This window comes from Streptomyces sp. NPDC101234 (assembly GCF_044767525.1).
Taxonomy (GTDB): Bacteria; Actinomycetota; Actinomycetes; order Streptomycetales; family Streptomycetaceae; genus Streptomyces; species Streptomyces sasae.
On sequence record NZ_JBIWOA010000105.1, the window covers coordinates 1 to 3,914 of the forward strand.

At 70.4% G+C, this 3,914-nt stretch carries 2 protein-coding genes and 2 pseudogenes; all 4 read left to right on the plus strand.

Annotated features, from left to right (window positions below; genetic code table 11):
• Positions 1–216, plus strand: a 216-nt coding sequence (locus ACIRR9_RS55865) for an alpha/beta fold hydrolase (RefSeq protein WP_403769777.1), incomplete at its 5' end; no start/stop codon positions are given.
• A 76-nt stretch (positions 217–292) separates the two neighbouring features.
• Complete coding sequence (locus tag ACIRR9_RS55870; RefSeq protein ID WP_403769779.1) at positions 293–2,434, plus strand: MMPL family transporter; 2,142 nt, start codon at positions 293–295, stop codon at positions 2,432–2,434.
• Positions 2,435–2,716: 282 nt separating this feature from the next.
• Positions 2,717–2,920, plus strand: a pseudogene (locus tag ACIRR9_RS55875) (thioredoxin reductase); the annotation flags it as partial.
• Between the two features lie 49 nt (positions 2,921–2,969).
• Positions 2,970–3,620 (plus strand): annotated as a pseudogene (locus ACIRR9_RS55880) (transposase); the annotation flags it as partial.
• Positions 3,621–3,914 lie beyond the last annotated feature (294 nt).

Here is a 3,914-nt window from a genome sequence, read left to right on the forward strand (position 1 = left end):
ACACGCACCCTCGGGGAGCCGTCCGGCGCACCGGCCTGGAAGACCGTTCCGTCCTGGTACCTCGTGGGCCGCGACGACCAGGTGCTGCCCCCGGCGGCCCAGCGGTTCATGGCACGCCGGGCCGGCGCACACACCTTCGAGGCCGACACCTCGCATGTCGCGATGATCGCGCAGCCCGCCGCGACGGCCGCCCTCGTCAAGCACGCCGCGCACTGACACCACCGAGCCGACGAAGCCAGGAGGGGGCAGCGATGTTCGAGAGGCTGGGGCGGACGATGGTCCGCCGGCGGTGGTGGGTGATCGGCCTGGCCGTGGCCTTCCTGGCGTTCGGCGGCATCTGGGGCACGCGGGTCTTCGGCTCGCTGACCACCGGGGGGTTCGACGACCCGGCGGCCAGAGCTCGCGCGCGGCCGCACGTGCCGAGGCGACGCTGGGCCGGACCGGCAACGACGCGGTGGTCCTGTACACCAGCCCCAGCACGACAGCCGACGCCCCGGCGTTCCGGCGGGCCGTCACACAGACGCTCCAAGCGCTCCCGCACGACGTGGTGACCCGGACCGTCACCTATTGGAGCACCGGCAGTCCGGCCCTGGTCAGCCACGACCGGCACGCCACCTACGCGGTGCTGACCCTGGCCGGCGACGACGAGGCGCAGCGCGGCGACGCGCTGGACGAGATCGAGAGCGAACTGGCCGCGCCCGGCCTGCGGACCCAGGTCGGCGGCGCCACCACGGTCGACCGCGACATCCGCGAGCGGGTCGCGACGGACATCGCCTTCGCCGAGACGATCTCCATACCGGTGCTGCTCGTACTCCTGGTCGTCGTCTTCGGCAGTGTGGCCGCGGCGAGCCTGCCGCTGGCGATCGGCGCTCTGGCCATCCTCGGAGCGTTCACCGCGCTGCGCGGGATGACCTACCTGACCGACGTCTCGGTCTTCTCGGTCAACGTGGTGACGATTCTCGGGCTGGGCCTGGCGATCGACTACGGCCTGTTCATGGTCGGGCGGTTCCGGGAGGAGATCGCCCGCGGGCTCGGCGTCGAGGACGCCGTCGCCCGCACGATGGCCACCGCCGGTCGTACCGTCGCGGTCTCCGGCGTCACCGTCGCCGTCTCGCTGGCCGGACTGCTGATCTTCCCGATGTCCTTCCTCCGCTCGATGGGCCTCGGCGGTCTGTCCGCGGTCCTGGTAGCGATGGTGGCGGCACTGACCGTGCTGCCCGCCCTGCTCGCCGTCCTCGGCCCCCGGGTCGAGGCACTCTCGGTGCGGCGGCTGCTCCGCCGCCCGCCGCCGGCACGCCCACAGGACGAGGACGCGCATGGGTTCTGGTACCGCCTCGCGCACAGCATCATGCGCCGCCCGGTCGTCTACGCCACCGGGGTGCTCGCGGTCCTGCTGCTGGCCGCCGCGCCGTTCCTGCGCGTCGAGTTCGGCGGTATCGACCCCAGGGTGCTGCCGGCAGCCACCGAGAGCCGGGTGGTCTCCGAAACCGTCGACCGGGACTTCGTCCGGAACAGCCAGGTGCCCATCGAAGCGATCGTGACCTCGCCCGACCGGGCCGGTCTGGAGCGCTACGTCGATGCCGTCCAGATCGTCGACGGGGTGTCCGGAGCCGAGGTCACGGGTCGGTCCGGCGACGTCGCCCGGGTCACGATCAGGTACGAGGGCGACCCCATATCGCCCCGGTCGCGGGATCTCGTGAGCCGGATCCGGGCCGTACCGGCACCGCCGGGTGGTGAGGCGCTGGTGGGCGGCCAGACCGCGCAACTGGCCGACCAACTCCACGCCGTGGGCGATCTGCTGCCCTGGATGGCGCTGATCATCGGGGGCGCCGGCTTCGTCCTGCTGTTCCTCGCCTTCGGCTCCGTCGTGCTGCCGGTCAAGGCGATCGTGATGAACATCCTGTCGCTCGGTGCCTCGTTCGGCGCACTGGTCCTGATCTTCCAGGACGGCCGTCTGTCCGGCCTGCTGGACTTCACCTCCACCGGGACGCTGGAGGCGACCCAGCCGATCCTGGTCCTCGCGGTCGTGTTCGGGCTGTCGATGGACTACGAGGTCTTCCTGATGTCCCGGATCCGCGAGGAGTACGACCGCACCGGCGACAACACCGCGGCGGTCGCGGTCGGGCTGCAGCGCAGCGGCCGCGTCATCACCAGCGCCGCGCTGCTCATCCTGGTCGTGATCGGCCTGTTCTCCGTCTCCGGAATCACGTTCATCAAGCTGATCGGGGTGGCGATGCTCATCGCCGTCCTGGTGGACGCGACGATCGTCCGCGCACTGCTGGTACCGGCCACCATGCGCCTGCTCGGAAACGCGAACTGGTGGGCGCCGGCACCCCTGCGGCGCTTCTACGCCCGCCACGGCATCCGGGAAGGCGACGCTCCGCCCCCCACGCCCGATCTCCGTCCCGCACCGGCCCGTACGCCATCCAACTGACCCTCCTGCCGAGGACGAGGCGAGGCGAGGCGAGGCATCAGCGTGCATACGACGGCCAGTGCAACCTCACCACCGCCGGTCTGCTCCTGTACGTCATGACCGTCGCCCAGGTGAAGCCGGCGCCCGTTCCGGTTCGCACCTGAACAACTCGACTCGACCAGCACTCCAGCAAGAGACCCTTCTGGTCCGGTGTGACGGAGGAATCACGTGAACGACGGTGCGGCAGAGCGCGGGCCGGTCCTGGACGACGAGCAGTTCCGCCGGCTCGCCGAGTACGGTGAGGTGGAGCACGCCGAGCCCGGCCGGGACCTGTACACGTCCGGCGACGACACCTACGACTTCTTCCTGCTCCGGTCGGCGACCGTGGACATCGTCCGGGACGCGACGGCGATCGAGCCGGAGCGTGTGATCTACCGGGGCGGCCCCGGAGACTTCCTCGGCGAGCTCAACCTGCTGACCGGTCAGCACATCTACCTGACCGCCCGGGTGGTGATCGCGGGGACGGTCGTCCGACTTCGAGAAGAAGACCGGCTGGCGCTACTCGATCACCGTCACCAATATCCGGCATCTATGGGGCATCCCCGGCTCTCACCAGGTCCAGTTCCTCGACGCCCTGCACCGCGACCACGCCGACGTCGAGGACCGCATCCGCACTGGCAAAGCGATGGGCCTGCACAACCTCCCGTCGCAGTCGTGGCAGGTCAATGCCGGATGGATGCTCGCCTGCAACCTCGCGGCCGATCTCGACGCCTGGCTGCGGCTGCTGACCCTGCACGACCAGAACGAGCTCGCCCACGCCGAGCCGGACACGATGCGCTTCCGCCTCTACCACCTGCCCGCCCGCCTTGCCTCCCACGCTCGACGTCGACACCTGGTCCCGCTCGCCGAGGCCTGGGACTCCGGCGCCTCCGCCTGGACGGCAAAGGAACGCGAGGCCTACGCCAACGACCTGGACGACCCACGAGCGCTGATCGCCGTCTCAGCGGCCTCCAACCGGTCCAAGGGCGACAAGGACCCGACCGAGTGGCTACCGCCGTACGCCCCCTACTGGTGCACGTACGTCACCAACTGGGTCGCCGACAAGACCCGCTACCAGCTCAGCGTCGACCCCGCCGAGCACACTGCGCTCGCCGAGCGCCTCGCCGCCTGCCCCGACCAACCCATCACCATCACGCTCGCCCGCTGAACAGACCTCCGGCCCGCCCGTCACCACGCCGGAAAGCGGGTGACGGGCCAGACAGAGAAGGCGCTACGCGGCGGCGGCTGTTGGTGCGCCCCGGACGGAGGCGTAGCACGGGAGAGGAGGCCCAAAGCATCACGGGTGAGCCCGGGAACGAGGTCGCCACGTACGAGTCGAGCGACGCGGGCACGGTGTCGGGGGGGCGGGCGGGGGATGGCGGGGCCCCCCTAGGGGCAATTCGCCCCCCAAAAAAATATGAATTAAGACGCGGAGTTTTTGGTGACCCAAACAACCGGTGGG